Origin of the sequence: Pseudomonas sp. B3(2017) (assembly GCF_002113595.1) — a bacterium.
GTDB lineage: Bacteria > Pseudomonadota > Gammaproteobacteria > Pseudomonadales > Pseudomonadaceae > Aquipseudomonas > Aquipseudomonas ekonensis.
Window position 1 is genome coordinate 54,925 of sequence record NZ_NEIU01000021.1, and the last position, 15,547, is coordinate 70,471.

Here is a 15,547-nt window from a genome sequence, read left to right on the forward strand (position 1 = left end):
CCATGCAAGGCGCACAGCTCAGACATCAGCCCTCCGCACCCGGCCGCAAGCCGGTGCCGCGGGGCGCCAGCCGCATGGTGGCCAAAGAGCCGATGTCCGCGCGCCTGCCCAAAGCCAATTTCGGCTTCCTCAAAGGGCTGTTCTGGCCGGTGCTGCTGGTGGCCCTGGGGTTCGGCACCTACGAAGGCGCGCAGCGGCTGCTGCCGTACGCCGACCGGCCGATCACCAAGATCGCGGTGCAGGGGGACCTGAGCTACATCAGCCAGCAGGCGGTGCAGCAGCGGATCGCCCCGTACGTGGCGTCGAGCTTCTTCACCATCGACCTGGCCAGCATGCGCACGGAGCTTGAGCAGATGCCGTGGATCGCCCACGCCGAAGTGCGTCGGGTGTGGCCGGACCAGGTGGTGATCCGCCTCGAAGAGCAGTTGCCGGTGGCCCGTTGGGGCGACGAGTCGCTGCTCAACAACCAGGGCCAGGCGTTCACGCCCAAGGAACTGGCGAACTACGAACACCTGCCGCAGCTGTTCGGCCCCCAGCGGGCCCAGCAGCAAGTGATGCAGCAGTATCAGGTGCTGAGCCAGATGCTCAGGCCGTTGGGCTTCTCGATCGCGCGCCTGGAACTGCGCGAGCGGGGCAGCTGGTTCCTGACCACCGGTGCCGGTAGTTCCGGCCCCGGCATCGAGTTGCTGCTGGGACGCGGCAACCTGGTGGAAAAGATGCGCCGCTTCATTGCCATCTACGACAAGACGCTCAAAGAACAGATTACGAACATTGCGCGCATCGATCTGCGCTACGCCAACGGCCTGGCCGTTGGCTGGCGGGAACCTGTAGCGCCGCCGGCAGCCCAACCCGCTGTCGCAAAGAATTAAGAAGAGGCAGGACCCATGGCAAACGTGCAAAGCGGCAAAATGATCGTCGGTCTGGATATCGGCACCTCCAAAGTGGTGGCGCTGGTAGGCGAGGTCGCTGACGACGGCACGCTCGATATCGTCGGGATCGGCACCCATCCGTCCCGCGGCCTGAAGAAAGGCGTGGTGGTGAACATCGAATCCACCGTGCAGTCGATCCAGCGCGCCATCGAAGAGGCGCAGCTGATGGCCGGCTGCCGGATCCACTCGGCGTTCGTCGGCGTGGCCGGCAACCACATCCGCAGCCTGAACTCCCACGGCATCGTGGCGATCCGCGACCGCGAAGTCAGCTCCGCCGACCTTGAGCGCGTGCTCGACGCCGCCCAGGCCGTGGCGATCCCGGCCGACCAGCGGGTGCTGCACACCCTGCCGCAGGACTACGTGATCGACAACCAGGAAGGCGTGCGCGAGCCGCTGGGCATGTCCGGCGTGCGCCTGGAGGCCAAGGTCCACGTGGTCACCTGCGCCGTCAACGCCGCGCAGAACATCGAGAAGTGCGTGCGCCGCTGCGGCCTGGAAATCGACGACATCATCCTTGAGCAACTGGCCTCGGCCTACTCGGTGCTCACCGACGACGAAAAGGAACTGGGCGTGTGCCTGGTGGACATCGGCGGCGGCACCACCGACATCGCGATCTTCACCGAAGGCGCCATCCGCCATACGGCGGTGATCCCGATCGCCGGCGACCAGGTGACCAACGACATCGCCATGGCGCTGCGCACCCCGACCCAGTACGCCGAAGAGATCAAGATCCGCTACGCCTGCGCCCTGGCCAAGCTGGCCGGCGCCGGCGAGACCATCAAGGTGCCGAGCGTCGGCGACCGTCCGCCGCGCGAGCTGTCCCGCCAGGCCCTGGCCGAAGTGGTCGAGCCGCGCTACGACGAGCTGTTCACCCTGATCCAGGCCGAACTGCGCCGCAGCGGCTACGAAGACCTGATCCCGGCGGGCATCGTCCTGACCGGCGGCACCTCGAAGATGGAAGGCGCCACCGAGCTGGCCGAGGAAATCTTCCACATGCCGGTGCGCCTGGGCGTGCCGCACGGCGTCAAGGGCCTCGACGACGTGGTGCGCAACCCGATCTATTCGACCGGCGTGGGCCTGCTGATGTACGGCCTGCAGAAGCAGTCCGACGGGATCTCGTTCTCGGGCATCGGCAGCCGCGACAGCTACAGCAACGACGAGCCGCAGGCGCCGTTGCTCGACCGACTGAAGAAGTGGGTCCAAGGCAATTTCTGAAGCTTTACCGCAGCACCGCAACAAACGGCAGTAGGCGAAAAAACTAGAGAATGTAAGGAGAGGGAAAATGTTCGAACTCGTAGACAACATCCCCGCAAGCCCGGTAATCAAGGTTATCGGTGTCGGCGGTGGCGGCGGCAACGCCGTCAATCACATGGTCAAGAGCAACATCGAAGGCGTCGAGTTCATCTGCGCCAACACGGATGCCCAGGCCCTGAAGAACATCGGTGCGCGCACCATCCTGCAACTGGGCACCGGCGTGACCAAGGGCCTGGGTGCGGGCGCCAACCCGGAAGTCGGCCGTCAGGCCGCGCTGGAAGACCGCGAGCGCATCGCTGAAGTCCTGGCCGGCACCAACATGGTGTTCATCACCACCGGCATGGGCGGCGGCACCGGCACCGGTGCGGCGCCGATCATCGCCGAAGTGGCCAAGGAAATGGGCATCCTGACCGTTGCGGTCGTGACCCGTCCGTTCCCGTTCGAAGGCCGCAAGCGCATGCAGATCGCCGACGAAGGCATCCGCATGCTGTCCGAAAGCGTCGACTCGCTGATCACCATCCCGAACGAGAAGCTGCTGACCATCCTGGGCAAGGACGCCAGCCTGCTGTCCGCCTTCGCCAAGGCCGACGACGTGCTGGCCGGCGCCGTGCGCGGCATTTCCGACATCATCAAGCGTCCGGGCATGATCAACGTCGACTTCGCCGACGTGCGCACCGTGATGAGCGAAATGGGCATGGCGATGATGGGCACCGGCTGCGCCAGCGGTCCGAACCGTGCGCGCGAAGCCACCGAAGCGGCCATCCGCAACCCGCTGCTCGAAGACGTGAACCTGCAGGGCGCACGCGGCATCCTGGTGAACATCACCGCAGGTCCCGACCTGTCCCTGGGCGAGTACTCCGACGTGGGTTCGATCATCGAAGCCTTCGCCTCCGAGCACGCGATGGTCAAGGTCGGCACCGTGATCGATCCGGACATGCGCGACGAGCTGCACGTGACCGTGGTCGCCACCGGTCTGGGCGCCAAGATCGAGAAGCCTGTGAAGGTCATCGACAACACCGTCCACACCACCATGGCCGCCGCCCCGGTACAGCCGCAGCAGGCGCCTGCACGTCAGGAGCAGCCAGCGGTGAACTACCGTGACCTGGACCGTCCGACCGTCATGCGCAACCAGGCCCAGGCCGGTGCTGCGACTGCCGCGAAGATGAATCCGCAAGATGACCTGGACTACCTGGACATCCCGGCTTTCCTGCGTCGTCAGGCCGATTGATGAAATGTATCAGGGGTATTCAGGTGATTGGTGTTCAGCAAAGGCTCGGTCTGCTATCATCGCCAGCCTTTGTTGATACCAGTTCGCAATTTGCGCTGAAGCGGCCCATGCCATGATTAAACAACGCACACTGAAAAACATTATCCGTGCCACCGGTGTTGGCCTGCACTCCGGCGAGAAGGTCTACCTGACCCTCAAGCCTGCGCCGATCGACACCGGGATCGTCTTCCGTCGTGCCGACCTCGACCCAGTCGTCGAGATCCCGGCCCGCGCCGCCAACGTCGGCGAGACAACCATGTCGACGACGCTGGTCAACGGTGACGTGAAGGTGGACACGGTGGAGCACTTGCTCTCGGCCATGGCTGGCCTGGGCATCGATAACGCCTACGTCGAGCTCTCCGCGTCCGAAGTCCCGATCATGGATGGCAGCGCCGGACCTTTCGTATTCCTGATTCAGTCGGCTGGCCTGGAAGAGCAGGACGCCGCCAAGAAGTTCATCCGCATCCTGCGGGAAGTGACCGTGGAAGACGGCGACAAGCGCGCCACTTTCGTCCCTTTCGACGGGTTCAAGGTGAGCTTCGAGATCGATTTCGATCACCCGGTTTTCCGCGACCGCACCCAAAGTGCAAGCGTGGACTTCTCCAGCACGTCGTTCGTGAAGGAAGTCAGCCGCGCCCGCACCTTCGGCTTCATGAGTGACATCGAGTACCTGCGCAAGCACAACCTCGCACTCGGCGGCAGCGTGGAAAACGCGATCGTGGTCGATGCCGATGGCGTGCTGAACGAAGACGGCCTTCGCTACGAAGACGAGTTCGTTAAGCACAAGATCCTCGATGCGATCGGCGACCTCTACCTGCTGGGCAACAGCCTGATCGGTGAGTTCAAGGGCTTCAAGTCCGGTCATGCACTGAACAACCAGCTGCTGCGCAAGTTGATTGAGCAGACAGATGCGTGGGAAGTCGTGACGTTCGAAGACGCCAGCACCGCTCCGATCTCTTACATGCGCCCGGTTGCGGCGGTGTAAGTAAAAAACCTCTCTAGTTTTTTGAAGGCCACCTTTGGGTGGCCTTTTTTTATGCCCGGATTCGTTGCACGGCGGGCGCCAGCCCGCTGGCAATGGCAGTGGGGCAGCCACCACAGTTGTAGTGGTGCGCATGAATCTTGCGAACACCCGGTGCCCCCTGTGGGAGCCAGCTTGCTGGCGATGGCGTCAGCACCGTCAGCTCAAGGCTCAGGCCACCACCACCCGGTTGCGCCCACCTTCCTTGGCCTGGTACAGCGCCTTGTCCGCCGCAAACAGCAGTTGCTCAAGGCTTGAGTCCATTGCCGTCGTCCAGGTGCTGACGCCGATGCTCACGGTCATCGGCGCCTCATCGCCGTCCGCGTGGGGCAACTGCTCCACCGCCGCGCGGATGTGCTCGGCGATCTGCCGGGCGCCGGCGCTGTCGGTCTCGGCGAGGATCACCGAAAACTCCTCGCCGCCATAACGGGCCACCAGATCCGCCGGGCGCCGCACGTTCGCGCTGACCACCCGGGCCAGCGCCTGCAATGCCCGGTCCCCGGCCTGGTGCCCGTGGCGGTCGTTGAAGGCCTTGAAGCGGTCGGCGTCGATCATCAGCACCGATAACGGCTTGCCCGAGCGCTGGGCGCGGAACCACTCGTGGCGCAGCGACTGGTCGAGCATGCGCCGGTTGGCCACGCCGGTGAGGGCATCGGTGGCCGCCAGCTGCGCCAACTCCCGCTCGGCCCGGTGGCGCAGGCGCAGTTCCCGGGCCAGCAGCCAGGTCAGCCACAGCAGGCCGGCGCAGAGCACGCCGGTGGCGCCGCTGATCAGGATCGCCGTGCGCTGCCAGGCGCCGAACACCGCATCGCCGGACAGGGCGACGATCACCGTCAGCGGCAAATTGCCGACCCGGGAGTAGGTGTACAGCCGCTGCCGCAGATCCATGCTGGAAATGCTGTTGAAGCTGCCGTTGCCGCCGCTGTCGCCGAGGATCCGGATCACGTTGGGCCGGTTGGCGAAGCTCTTGCCGATGGAGTCGCTTTGCAGGTAAGGCTTCTGTGCCAGCAGCAGGCCGTCGCTGTTGATGATGTTCAGGGTGCTGTCGACGCCGATGTCGAGGCTGTTGAACAGCTGGTCGAAGTAATCGAGCTTCATCGACGCCACCGCCACGCCGATGAATTCGCCGGTGTCGGAAGACATGCGCCGACTGAAGCTGATCCGCCATTGGTCGGCCTCGTCGCAGTCGCAGCGGGTCTTGAACGGACGGCTGATGAACAGGCCCGCGTCGCGGTTGAAGGCATGGGCCAGGAAGTAGTCGCGGTCGGCGAAGTTGCCCGGTTTCGGCTCGACCCGGGAAGAGTCGGCCACCACCTCGCCGTGCTTGTCGAGCAGCAGGATGTCGCCCTTGAAGCGCACTGCGGTGGAGCGGTCGAACAGGGCCATGTGGCGGATCTGCGGCGACACGTGCTTGAGGTCCTCGCGCTGGGCGGCGGCGATCAGGCCTTGCAGCGTCAGGTCGTACAGCTCGACGGTGCGCAGCACATCGGCGTCGATCAGTTGGGCGATGGTGGTGGCGCTGCGGGTGGCCGATTCCTGGGCGTTGGCGTGCTCGCGGATCAGCAGGAAGGTGACGATGCACACGATCGCGACGACGGTCAGCAGGCTGCCGAGAATCAGCAGCGGCACGGAACGTCCGGTCTTGCCCGAAGCAGGTGGGGTGCGGCTTGCGATCATGGTGGGCGTTCGGTTGTGGATTTTTGTAAGCGTAGGCCTGCAGATACCATTGTGGGAGCGAGCCTGCTCGCGATGGCGATCCTTCAGCAACCTGGATGTTGGCTGATGCACCACCATCGCGAGCAGGCTCGCTCCCACAGGATATTGGAACGGCCTGAGGGTCAGGCCGATCCTCTAGCGTAGCGCCGATCTTAGAAGACGTTGATCGGGTAGTCGATGATCACGCGGTATTCATCGGTGTCGGAGTCCAGCGCGCCGTAGCCGTTGCCGCCACGGTTGGTCGCCCATTGCAGGCGCACCGCCAGGTCTTTGGCCTGGCCGCTCTGCACCACGTACTTGAGGTCGACGTCGCGTTCCCAGTGTTTGGCGTTGCGCCCCTCGGCGCTGTACCACGCGGCGTAGCCGGGGCTGTTCGGGTCGGTCTTGGTCAGGTCCAGGGTGCCGCGCGAGTAGGACACCGCCGAAGTCAGGCCCGGCAGGCCGACGCCGGCGAAGTCGTAGGCGTACTTGAGCTTCCACGAGCGCTCGTTGGGGCCGTTGAAGTCCGAGTACTGCTGGGAGTTGTCCAGGTAGATGCTGTCGCCCTGGCTGATGTAGTCGAACGGCGTGTTGCCGTTGACCCTTTGGTAGGCGGCGGTGAGGCTGTGGCTGCCGATGCCGACCGTGAAGTGCACGCTCCAGGTGTTGTTGTCGATGTCGCCCAGCAGCGCCTCGCCGGTGTCCTGGGTGTGGTAGTAATGCAGGCCGGGGTTGAGGCTGACCAGATCGTTCAGCGCCCAGGTGTAGTCCAGGTCGTAGTAGTACTGGTTCCAGATGTCCTTGAGTTCGGAGGCGTACAGGCTGCTGGTCAGGCCTTCGACGCCGCTCCAGGCCACGCCGGCCCAGTTCAGGTGACGGCTTTCGTCGCCGTCGGGGAGGCTGCCGTAGGAAGTGCCGATGCGCTTGTGGCCGCTCTGGTTGTAGGGCTTGGTGAAGCTGGCCTGGCCGCCTTCGATCAGCCAGCCGTCGAAGCTGCGGTTGGTCAGGCTCAGGCCGCGGAACGTCTGCGGCAGCATGCGGCTCTCGCCGCCGGCGATCACCGGGTTGGTGAGGAACAGGTCGCCGGCCTTGAGCTCGGTGTCGAACGCGCGCATTTTCAGGGTGCCGCCGGCCGTGGAGAACGAGCCCGGCGCTTTGCCGCTGCCGTCGCTCACCGGCAGGATGCTGGAGTTGTCGGTGCCGCCACCGCCGTCGAGCTTCAGGCCAAGCATGGCGTGGGCGTCGACGCCGAAGCCGACGGTGCCTTCGGTGTAGCCAGACTCGAACTTGCCGAGGAAACTCTGGCCCCACTCGATGTTGTCGTCCGCCTGCTGCAGGCGGTTGCGGTTCATGTAGTAGTTGCGGGCGTTGAGGTTGAGGCTCGAACCTTCGACGAAGCCTGCCTTCTCGGGTTCGGCGGCCTGGGCTGCCGGGGCAATCGTTGCGGCGACTGCAATGAACAGCGGGGTGAAACGGACTGGGTAACGCACGTGCGGTAAAGCTCCTTGGGTCAACGTTCCCTTCAATCGCTTGAGGGGCGGGATGTTTCTAATTGTTAAAGACGATCCGGACGGCCTTCAGACCACAACGAAAAAAAGGCCGCTGAAATTCAGCGGCCTGGAGTGACGACGGTCGAACGGGAAGAGCCAAACGACCGCGTCGAGGGAAATCGGAAGGAGCGCGGCTCAGCTGTCTTTCTCAAGCGACGGCTGTGCCTGGGAAGTGGCGGCCTGCGGGGACTGCGCGGCGTTCTGGGCCTTGGCCATCATCTCTGCCTGATGCTGCTCGAAGGCCTGGGCGCGGGCGGCGTTGTGCGCCACGAACGACTGGGATTCTTCGGCCATCGCCAAAGGCGACAGGATCAATGAGGACAAAACGAACGCGCTGGCAATTCCCATACTGTTGGACATCTCGAAAACCTTCTTGCTTGGCAAGTGCTGTGTGGTTGCGGGCAAAGATAAGGTCGCCGGACACCGGGAAACAGCGTGATTTTCATAAATGACTGTTACAGCGCAGGCAAAGATCCCGGGCGTCAGACCGGCAAGTGCATGCCGAAGGTGTTCATGCCGCGGTCGCTTTGCACGAACACGTCGCCGCCGTGCATCAGCGCGATCGCCTTGACGATGGCCAGCCCCAGGCCGTGGTTGTTGCCGCTGTTGCTGCGCGACGCATCCACCCGGTAGAAGCGTTCGAACAGCCGCGGCAGGTGCTCGACCGCAATCGGCGAGCCGGGGTTGGCCACGCCGATGCTGACTTGATGCTCTTGCACCTCGATGTGCACCTCGATCACCTGGCCCGGCGCCGTGTGCTGCACGGCATTGCTCAAAAGGTTGATCAGCGCCCGGCGCAGGTGGGCGATCTCGATGCGCACCTGGGCGTCGCCGCTGACCTGCACCTGCACCTGGGCGTCCTCGAGGATGAAGTCCAGGTATTCGAGGGTGGTGGCCACCTCGTCGGCCAGCGAAGTCTGCGTCAGTTTGGTGGCCTTGCTGCCCTGGTCGGCGCTGGCCAGGAACAGCATGTCGTTGATGATCGAACGCAGCCGCTCCAGCTCTTCGAGGTTCGATTGCAGCACTTCGAAGTAATGTTCCGCCGAGCGCCCCCGGGTGAGGGCGACCTGGGTCTGGCCGATCAGGTTGGTCAGCGGCGAGCGCAGTTCGTGGGCGACGTCGGCGTTGAACGACTCCAGCCGCGAATAGGCCTGTTCGACCCGTTCCAGCGTCGAGTTGAACGAGCTGACGAACTGCGCCAGCTCCGGCGGCAGCGGCGACAGGCGCAAGCGCCCGGCCCGCAAGGGTGGCGCCAGGCGCTGGGCCTCCTGGGACAGTTTGATCAACGGCTTGAGGCCGATCCGCGCCACCCAGTAGCCCAGCGCCGAGGCCAGCAGCACGCCGACGGCCGCCAGGCTGACCAGGGCGATCAGCAAGCGGTGCTGGGTCTCGTGGAAGGTCTCGGTGTCGATGCCGATCATGAAGCGCAGGGGTGGGCGCTGATCCTTGGCCGGCAGTTCGGTCAGCAGCACTTTGAGCGGGTAGGCGTGGCCGGGCAGTTGCAGGTCGCGCATGCCCAGCGGCCCCTGGGCGAAGGCGCGGATCAGGGCGTCCGGGCTGCCGTACTCATAACCCGGATCGCCGCTGACCACCCAGAAGCGGATGCGCTTGTCCTCTTCGCCGAGCAGGTTGAGCTTGGCGTTGATCTTCACCCAGTGCTCGGGCGTGCCGAAGCGGTTGAGCGCCGACTCCAGCACGCTGTAGCGTGCGTCGAGCTCGGCTTCCGGCAGCAGGCCCAGGCCCTTGTCCACCTGCTGGTACAGCGCGCCGCCGATCAGCAGGAACACCAGCAGCGCCACCAGGGTGAACAGGCCGCTCAGGCGCAGGGCAATCGAGTTACTGGACACCGCGGCTCTCCAGCACATATCCCATGCCGCGGATGGTGTGCAGCAGCTTCTCGTCGAACGGCCCGTCGAGCTTGGCCCGCAGGCGCTTGATCGCGACCTCGACGACGTTGGCGTCGCTGTCGAAATTGATGTCCCAGACCATCTCGGCGATGGCGGTCTTGGACAGGATCTCGCCCTGGCGCCGGGCCAGCACGCTGAGCAGCGAGAACTCCTTGGCGGTCAGGTCCAGGCGGGTGCCGGCGCGGGTGGCCTTGCGGCTGATCAGGTCGATCCACAGGTCGGCGATGCTCACCTGCACCGGCTCGTGGCCGCCGCTGCGCCGGGTCAGGGCTTGCAGGCGCGCCACCAGTTCCAGGAACGAGAACGGCTTGCCGAGGTAATCGTCGGCGCCGTCGCGCAGGCCCTTGATCCGGTCCTCGACCCGTTCCCGGGCGGTGAGCATGATCACCGGCGTCTGCTTGCGCGCCCGCAGCGCGCGCAGCACGCCGAAGCCGTCCAGGCCCGGCAGCATGACGTCGAGCACGATCACCGCGTAGTCGCCTTCCAGCGCCAGGTGCAGGCCCTCGATGCCGTCGCGGGCCAGGTCCACGGTGTAGCCCTGTTCCGTCAGGCCGCGGTGCAGGTAGTCCGCGGTTTTTTCTTCGTCTTCGATAATCAGGACGCGCATGACCCTGCCTCAGTCTGTGGTCGCCAGCGCCGCGGCGGGCGCCGGTGCAGGTCGATGGAATAGCCGTTCGAGCCACAAGTATATGACCGGCGTGGTGAACAGCGTCAGGGCCTGGCTCACCAGCAGGCCGCCGACCACCGCGATGCCCAGCGGCTGGCGCAGCTCGGCGCCCGTGCCGTAGCCGAGCATCAGCGGCAGGGCGCCGAGCAGGGCGGCGAGGGTGGTCATCATGATTGGCCGGAACCGCGTCAGGCAGGCCTCGAAAATCGCCTCCTGCGGCGCCAGCCCGCGGTTGCGCCGGGCCTCCAGGGCAAAGTCGATCATCAGGATGCCGTTCTTCTTCACGATGCCGATCAGCAGCACCAGGCCGATCAGCGCCATGATCGAGAAGTCCTGGCCGCACAGCCACAGCATGATCACCGCACCGAGGCCCGCCGCCGGCAGGGTCGAGATGATCGTCAGCGGGTGCACGAAGCTTTCGTACAGCACGCCGAGGATGATGTACACCGCCACCAGCGCCGCCAGGATCAGCCACGGCTGGCTCTTGAGCGAACTCTGGAACGCCTGGGCCGCGCCCTGGAAATTGCCGCTGATGGCGGTGGGCATGCCGATCTCGGCCTTGGCCCGGTTGAGCAGGATCACCGCATCGCCCAGCGCCACGCCGGGCGCCAGGTTGAACGACAGGTTGGCGGCCGGGAACATGCCGTCGTGGGCGATGGACAACGGGCCGACCGTGGGCGGGTCGAACCGGGCCAGCGCCGACAGCGGCACCATTTCCCCGCTCAGGGGCGAGCGCAGGTAGAAGTAGTTGAGGCTTTCGGCTTTGCCGCGCTGTTTGGTGTCCAGCTCCAGGATCACGTTGTACTGGTTGACCTGGGTCTGGAACTCGTTGATCTGCCGCTGGCCGAAGGCGTCGTAGAGCGCTTCGTCGACATCGCTGGCGGTCAGGCCGAAACGCGCGGCGGCGCTGCGGTCGATGCTGATGTGGGTGATGCTGCCGCCCAGCTGCAGGTCGTTGGAGATGTCGCGGAACGCCGGGTTGCCGCGCAGCTTTTCGGTCAGGCGCTGGGTCCAGGTGGCCAGGGTCGCGCCGTCGTTGCTCTTGAGCACGTATTGGTATTGCGCCCGGCTCGGGCCGGAGCTGAGGTTGATGTCTTGCCCGGCGCGCAGGTAGAGGACGATGCCCGGCACTTTCATCAGTTTGGGCCGGATGCGGTCGATGAACTGGCTGGCGCTGACGTCACGGTCGCCACGTTTTTTCAGGGCGATCCAGAAGCGGCCGTTGGCGATGGTCTGGTTGCTGCCGGAGACCCCGACCGAGTGGGAGAACGCCTGCACGGCAGGGTCGGCGGCGACGATCTCGGCCATGGCCAGGTGTTTTTTCACCATGTCGCCGTAGGAAATGTCTGCGGCAGCTTCGGTGGTGCCGAGGACGAAGCCGGTGTCCTGCACCGGGAAGAACCCCTTGGGAATGAAGACATAGCCACCGACCGCCAGCGCCAGGGACAGGCCGAACACGCCGAGCATCAGTTTCTGGTGGGCCAGGGCATGGCGCAGGCCTTTCTCGTAGCCGGCCAGCAGGCGCTCGCTGAAGCCGGGCTTGTCGTGGGCGTGGTGCGTGGGCCGGCGCATGAACAGGGCGGCAAGGGTCGGCGCGAGGGTCAGCGACACCAGCACCGAAATCATGATGGTCGAGGTGGCGGTCAGGGCGAATTCCTTGAACAGCCGACCGACCACGCCGCCCATGAACAGCAACGGAATGAACGCCGCCACCAGGGAGAAACTGATCGACACCACGGTGAAGCCGATCTCGCCGGCCCCCTTGATCGCGGCTTCGCGCATGTCGTCGCCGGCCTCCAGATGGCGGTGGATGTTCTCCACCACCACGATCGCGTCGTCCACCACAAACCCCACGGCCACCACGATCGCCACCAGGGTCAGGTTGTTCAGGCTGAAGCCGAGCAGGTACATCAGGGCGAAACTGGCGGTCAGCGACACGCCGAGCACCGCCGACACGATCAGCGTCGCCGACAGTTGGCGCAGGAACAGCGCCATCACCGCCACCACCAGCAGAATCGCGATCATCAGCGTGATCTCGACCTCATGCAGCGAGGCGCGGATGGTCTGGGTGCGGTCGATCAGCACCTTGACCTGCACCGAAGCCGGCAGCATGGCCTCCAGGGCGGGGAGGGCGGCCTGGATCCGGTCCACCGTCTCGACGATGTTGGCCCCCGGCTGGCGGGAGATCACCAGGTTCACCCCCGGCTGGTCGCCGGCCCAGGCCTGCACGTAGGCATCTTCCGAACCGTTGACGACTTTGGCGACATCCTTGAGGTGAACCGGGGCGCCGTCCTTGTAGGAAACAATGAGCTGGCTGTACTCCTCGGGATGGAACAGCTGATCGTTGGTCGACAGCGTGGAAATGCTCGACTCGCCGTACAGCGCGCCTTTGGCCAGGTTGAGGCTGGTCTGCTGGATCGCCTGGCGGATGTCGGCCAGGGTCAGGCCGATGGCCGCCAGTTTGTCGGCGGACGCCTGCACGCGGATGGCCGGGCGCTGCTGGCCGGTGATGTTGATCTGGCCGACGCCGTCGATCTGGCTGATCTGGCGGGCCAGCAGGGTTTCCACCAGGTCGCTCAGTTCGGTGCCAGGCATTTGCGTCGAGCTGACGCTCAGGATCAGCACCGGGCTGTCGGCCGGGTTGACCTTCTTCCAGGTCGGCAGCGTCGGCATGTCCTTGGGCAGTTTGCCGGCGGCGGTGTTGATCGCGGCCTGCACCTCCTGGGCGGCGGTGTCGATGCTCTTGTCGAGGGTGAACTGCAGGGTCAGCAGGCTGGAGCCCAGGGCGCTGCTGGAGGTCATCTGGGTCATGCCGGGAATGGCGCTGAACTGCACCTCCAGCGGCGTGGCCACCGACGACGCCATGGTGTCGGGGCTGGCGCCGGGCAATTGTGCGGACACCTGGATCGTCGGAAATTCCGCTTCCGGCAGTGGGGCGATCGGCAAGCGCGGGAAGGCAATCGCCCCCACCAGCAGCAACGCGAACGTCAGAAGAATCGTCGCCACCGGGTGATCGATGCACCACCCGGACATCCCGCCGCGCACGCTCATGGCTTCGGCTCCGCTTGCACCACCTGCGCCGGTTCATTCATCACCTGCACGGTCGAGCCGGGCTTGAGCCGCGACTGGCCGTCGCTGACCAGGATGTCGCCGGCCTTCACGCCCTGGATGATGTCCTGGCCGCTGCCCTGATAGACCATCTGCACCTGCACCGCCTCGACCTTGTCGCCGTTGACCCGGTAAACGAAGTGTTGATCGAGCCCCCGCTGGACGACGGTCGGCGGCACCACCAGGGCGTCTTTATCCAGGGCGGTCTGCACCTTCACCGTCACCAGCAGGCCGGGCCAGAGCTTCTGGCCGGGGTTGTCGAACTCGGCCTTGGCGCGGATGGTGCCGGTGTTGGCGTTGATCTGGTTGTCGATCAGGGTCAGGTGGCCTTCGCCCAGCAGGTTGCCGGTCTCGCCGTCGGTGTCGGCGCCGATGTAGGCCTTGACCTGCGCGTGCTGCGGGTCGGCGATCAGGCCTTGCAGGGTCGGCAGCATTTGCTGGGGCAGGGAGAACTCCACGGCGATCGGGTCGATCTGGGTCACGGTGAACAGGCCCTGGGTGTCGGTCATGCGCAGGAAGTTGCCTTCATCGACCGTGCGAATCCCGACGCGGCCGGTGACCGGGGAGCGGATCTGGGTGTAGGACAGTTGCACCTGCGCCGCGTCAATCGACGCCTGATTGCCCTGGGCGGTGGCCTTGAGCTGGTTGACCAGCGCCTGTTGCTGGTCGTAGGTCTGCTTCGACACGCCGTCGTCGACGCTGAGCAGCTTGTAGCGCTTGAGGTTGACCAGCGCCACCTGCAGCTGCGCCTGGCTCTCGCCCAGTTGCGCCCGGGCCTGGTCGAGGCTGGCGCGGATCGAGCGGTCGTCGAGGGTGGCGAGCAGGTCGCCGGCCTTCACGAGTTGGCCTTCCTTGACCCAGAGCTTGGTGAGGATGCCGTCGATCTGCGGGCGCACCACTACGCTGTGCAGCGAGAGCACCGAGCCGATGCCGCTGGTGTAGCGCGGCACGTCCTGTTCGCTGACGCTGACGACCTGCACCGGGATGGCGGTGGGGGCCGCCAGTTTGGCCGGGGCGGGTTTGGCGATGTACCACAGGCCGGCGGCTGCCAGGGCGATCAGCAGGGTGGCGAGCAGGGCGGGTTTCTTCTGGATGTGCATGCGGTGGGCGCCAGGGGGACGGAGTTGGGGCAGGTTGTGTCTTTATAAACGGGTTTGGGGGTCGGGAGGGTGACGGCTGGCTGACGGCGCTGTCAGTTTCGGCTTCTTGGTTTTTTTGTTTTGGTCTTGGCGGCCTTTGGGCCGACCAGGTTGGGGGTGTTTGGTGTGTATATCCGTTTCTTCGGGTGTGGCGGCTGGCGGTTCCGCCCTTACGGCGGGTCACTTTTGGCAGACGCCGGAATGCCGGCCCAGCCCAAAGTAACCAAAAGGTCTGGCCCCGGCGTACGGCCCCTCGCCTAGGCTCGGGGTCCCTTCGCTCCGGGATTCATCCGGGGGCATCGGCTACGGTTTGCTTCGCTGCACCTCCTTGCGATGTGTTTGGCTGCGCCAAACGGCGCTGCGCGCCCCCCCCCGGATGAACCCCTCCACTCAGCCTTCCGAAGGGGCCGGCAGATCAAGATCAAAAGCGAGGCGAGCTGACACTCGGCCTTTTGAGAAGCACGCCACGGCGGCCTGACAGCCGACCTGTTTCTGACTGCCCGACACAATTCCCTGTGGGAGCTGCGGTGCGACGACTCGACTTGCCAGCGATGGCGGCCTGCCAGCCGAGCAATCCCTCCCAGACCACCTCAATCCCTGTGGGAGCTGGCTTGCCAGCGATGGCGGCCTGCCAGCCGACCAATCCCTCCCAGACCACCTCAATCCCTGTGGGAGCTGGCTTGCCAGCGATGGCGGCCTGCCAGCCGACCAATCCCTCCCAGACCACCTCAATCCCTTGTGGGAGCCAGCCTGCTGGCGATGACGGCCTGCCAGCCAACCAATCCCCACCTGACTGCCCCCGATCCAACTGTAGGAGCCAGCCTGCTGGCGATAGCGGCCTGCCAGCCAACCAATCTCTACCTGACCACCCCAATCCCCCATAGAACCTCACTGCATTTCAGAACCGAAATGTTTAAAGGCTGTTGCAGATTTGCCGAACCCTCCCACAAGGTTTTCAGGTTGTCCGTCGGAAGCCCGCTCTCTAGTCTTTCCCCGTCGCTGGCCATTCA

At 65.2% G+C, this 15,547-nt stretch carries 11 protein-coding genes; 4 read left to right on the forward strand and 7 right to left on the reverse strand.

Annotated features, from left to right (window positions below; genetic code table 11):
- Nucleotides 1–2: 2 nt before the first annotated feature.
- The 4 genes from CAG33_RS24245 (at nt 3) to lpxC (ending at nt 4,435) form a co-directional block, all read left to right on the forward strand.
- Nucleotides 3–869: a cell division protein FtsQ/DivIB gene (locus tag CAG33_RS24245; protein ID WP_085584856.1), complete on the forward strand. Its 867-nt coding sequence runs from the start codon at nt 3–5 to the stop codon at nt 867–869.
- Between the two features lie 15 nt (nt 870–884).
- Complete coding sequence (ftsA, locus tag CAG33_RS24250; protein ID WP_065261511.1) at nt 885–2,144, forward strand: cell division protein FtsA; 1,260 nt, start codon at nt 885–887, stop codon at nt 2,142–2,144.
- A gap of 67 nt (nt 2,145–2,211) precedes the next feature.
- Nucleotides 2,212–3,411, forward strand: coding sequence for a cell division protein FtsZ (ftsZ, locus tag CAG33_RS24255; RefSeq protein WP_085584858.1), 1,200 nt, complete (start codon nt 2,212–2,214; stop codon nt 3,409–3,411).
- Nucleotides 3,412–3,523: 112 nt separating this feature from the next.
- Nucleotides 3,524–4,435 carry a UDP-3-O-acyl-N-acetylglucosamine deacetylase gene (lpxC, locus tag CAG33_RS24260; RefSeq protein WP_085584860.1) on the forward strand — a complete coding sequence of 304 codons (912 nt, stop codon included), beginning with the start codon at nt 3,524–3,526 and terminating at the stop codon, nt 4,433–4,435.
- A 207-nt stretch (nt 4,436–4,642) separates the two neighbouring features.
- On the opposite strand, the gene CAG33_RS24265 is transcribed toward lpxC, so the two are convergent.
- The 7 genes from CAG33_RS24265 to CAG33_RS24295 form a co-directional block, all read right to left on the reverse strand.
- Nucleotides 4,643–6,148 (reverse strand): sensor domain-containing diguanylate cyclase, encoded by a 1,506-nt coding sequence (locus CAG33_RS24265; protein WP_085584863.1) that lies wholly within the window; start codon nt 6,146–6,148, stop codon nt 4,643–4,645.
- Nucleotides 6,149–6,339: 191 nt separating this feature from the next.
- Complete coding sequence (locus CAG33_RS24270) at nt 6,340–7,656, reverse strand: OprD family porin (RefSeq protein ID WP_085640811.1); 1,317 nt, start codon at nt 7,654–7,656, stop codon at nt 6,340–6,342.
- Nucleotides 7,657–7,851: 195 nt separating this feature from the next.
- Complete coding sequence (locus CAG33_RS24275; protein WP_085584867.1) at nt 7,852–8,076, reverse strand: hypothetical protein; 225 nt, start codon at nt 8,074–8,076, stop codon at nt 7,852–7,854.
- A gap of 122 nt (nt 8,077–8,198) precedes the next feature.
- Nucleotides 8,199–9,563, reverse strand: coding sequence for a heavy metal sensor histidine kinase (locus CAG33_RS24280; RefSeq protein WP_085640813.1), 1,365 nt, complete (start codon nt 9,561–9,563; stop codon nt 8,199–8,201).
- A complete protein-coding gene (locus CAG33_RS24285; protein WP_085584871.1) occupies nt 9,553–10,230 on the reverse strand; it encodes a heavy metal response regulator transcription factor in 678 nt (225 codons plus the stop codon). The genes CAG33_RS24280 and CAG33_RS24285 overlap by 11 nt, the downstream gene beginning before the upstream one ends.
- A gap of 9 nt (nt 10,231–10,239) precedes the next feature.
- Nucleotides 10,240–13,341 (reverse strand): multidrug efflux RND transporter permease subunit, encoded by a 3,102-nt coding sequence (locus CAG33_RS24290; RefSeq protein ID WP_085640816.1) that lies wholly within the window; start codon nt 13,339–13,341, stop codon nt 10,240–10,242.
- Complete coding sequence (locus tag CAG33_RS24295) at nt 13,338–14,498, reverse strand: efflux RND transporter periplasmic adaptor subunit (protein WP_085584875.1); 1,161 nt, start codon at nt 14,496–14,498, stop codon at nt 13,338–13,340. Before CAG33_RS24295 ends, CAG33_RS24290 begins: the two co-directional genes overlap by 4 nt.
- Nucleotides 14,499–15,547 lie beyond the last annotated feature (1,049 nt).

Excerpts from the sequence above, each read along its gene's own strand:
- lpxC (WP_085584860.1), top strand. The coding sequence starts at position 3,524 with ATGATTAAACAACGCACACTGAAAAACATTATCCGTGCCACCGGTGTT.
- CAG33_RS24290 (WP_085640816.1), bottom strand. The coding sequence starts at position 13,341 with ATGAGCGTGCGCGGCGGGATGTCCGGGTGGTGCATCGATCACCCGGTG.
- CAG33_RS24295 (WP_085584875.1), bottom strand. The coding sequence starts at position 14,498 with ATGCACATCCAGAAGAAACCCGCCCTGCTCGCCACCCTGCTGATCGCC.
- CAG33_RS24265 (WP_085584863.1), bottom strand. The coding sequence starts at position 6,148 with ATGATCGCAAGCCGCACCCCACCTGCTTCGGGCAAGACCGGACGTTCC.
- ftsZ (WP_085584858.1), top strand. The coding sequence starts at position 2,212 with ATGTTCGAACTCGTAGACAACATCCCCGCAAGCCCGGTAATCAAGGTT.
- ftsA (WP_065261511.1), top strand. The coding sequence starts at position 885 with ATGGCAAACGTGCAAAGCGGCAAAATGATCGTCGGTCTGGATATCGGC.
- CAG33_RS24275 (WP_085584867.1), bottom strand. The coding sequence starts at position 8,076 with ATGTCCAACAGTATGGGAATTGCCAGCGCGTTCGTTTTGTCCTCATTG.
- CAG33_RS24285 (WP_085584871.1), bottom strand. The coding sequence starts at position 10,230 with ATGCGCGTCCTGATTATCGAAGACGAAGAAAAAACCGCGGACTACCTG.
- CAG33_RS24245 (WP_085584856.1), top strand. The coding sequence starts at position 3 with ATGCAAGGCGCACAGCTCAGACATCAGCCCTCCGCACCCGGCCGCAAG.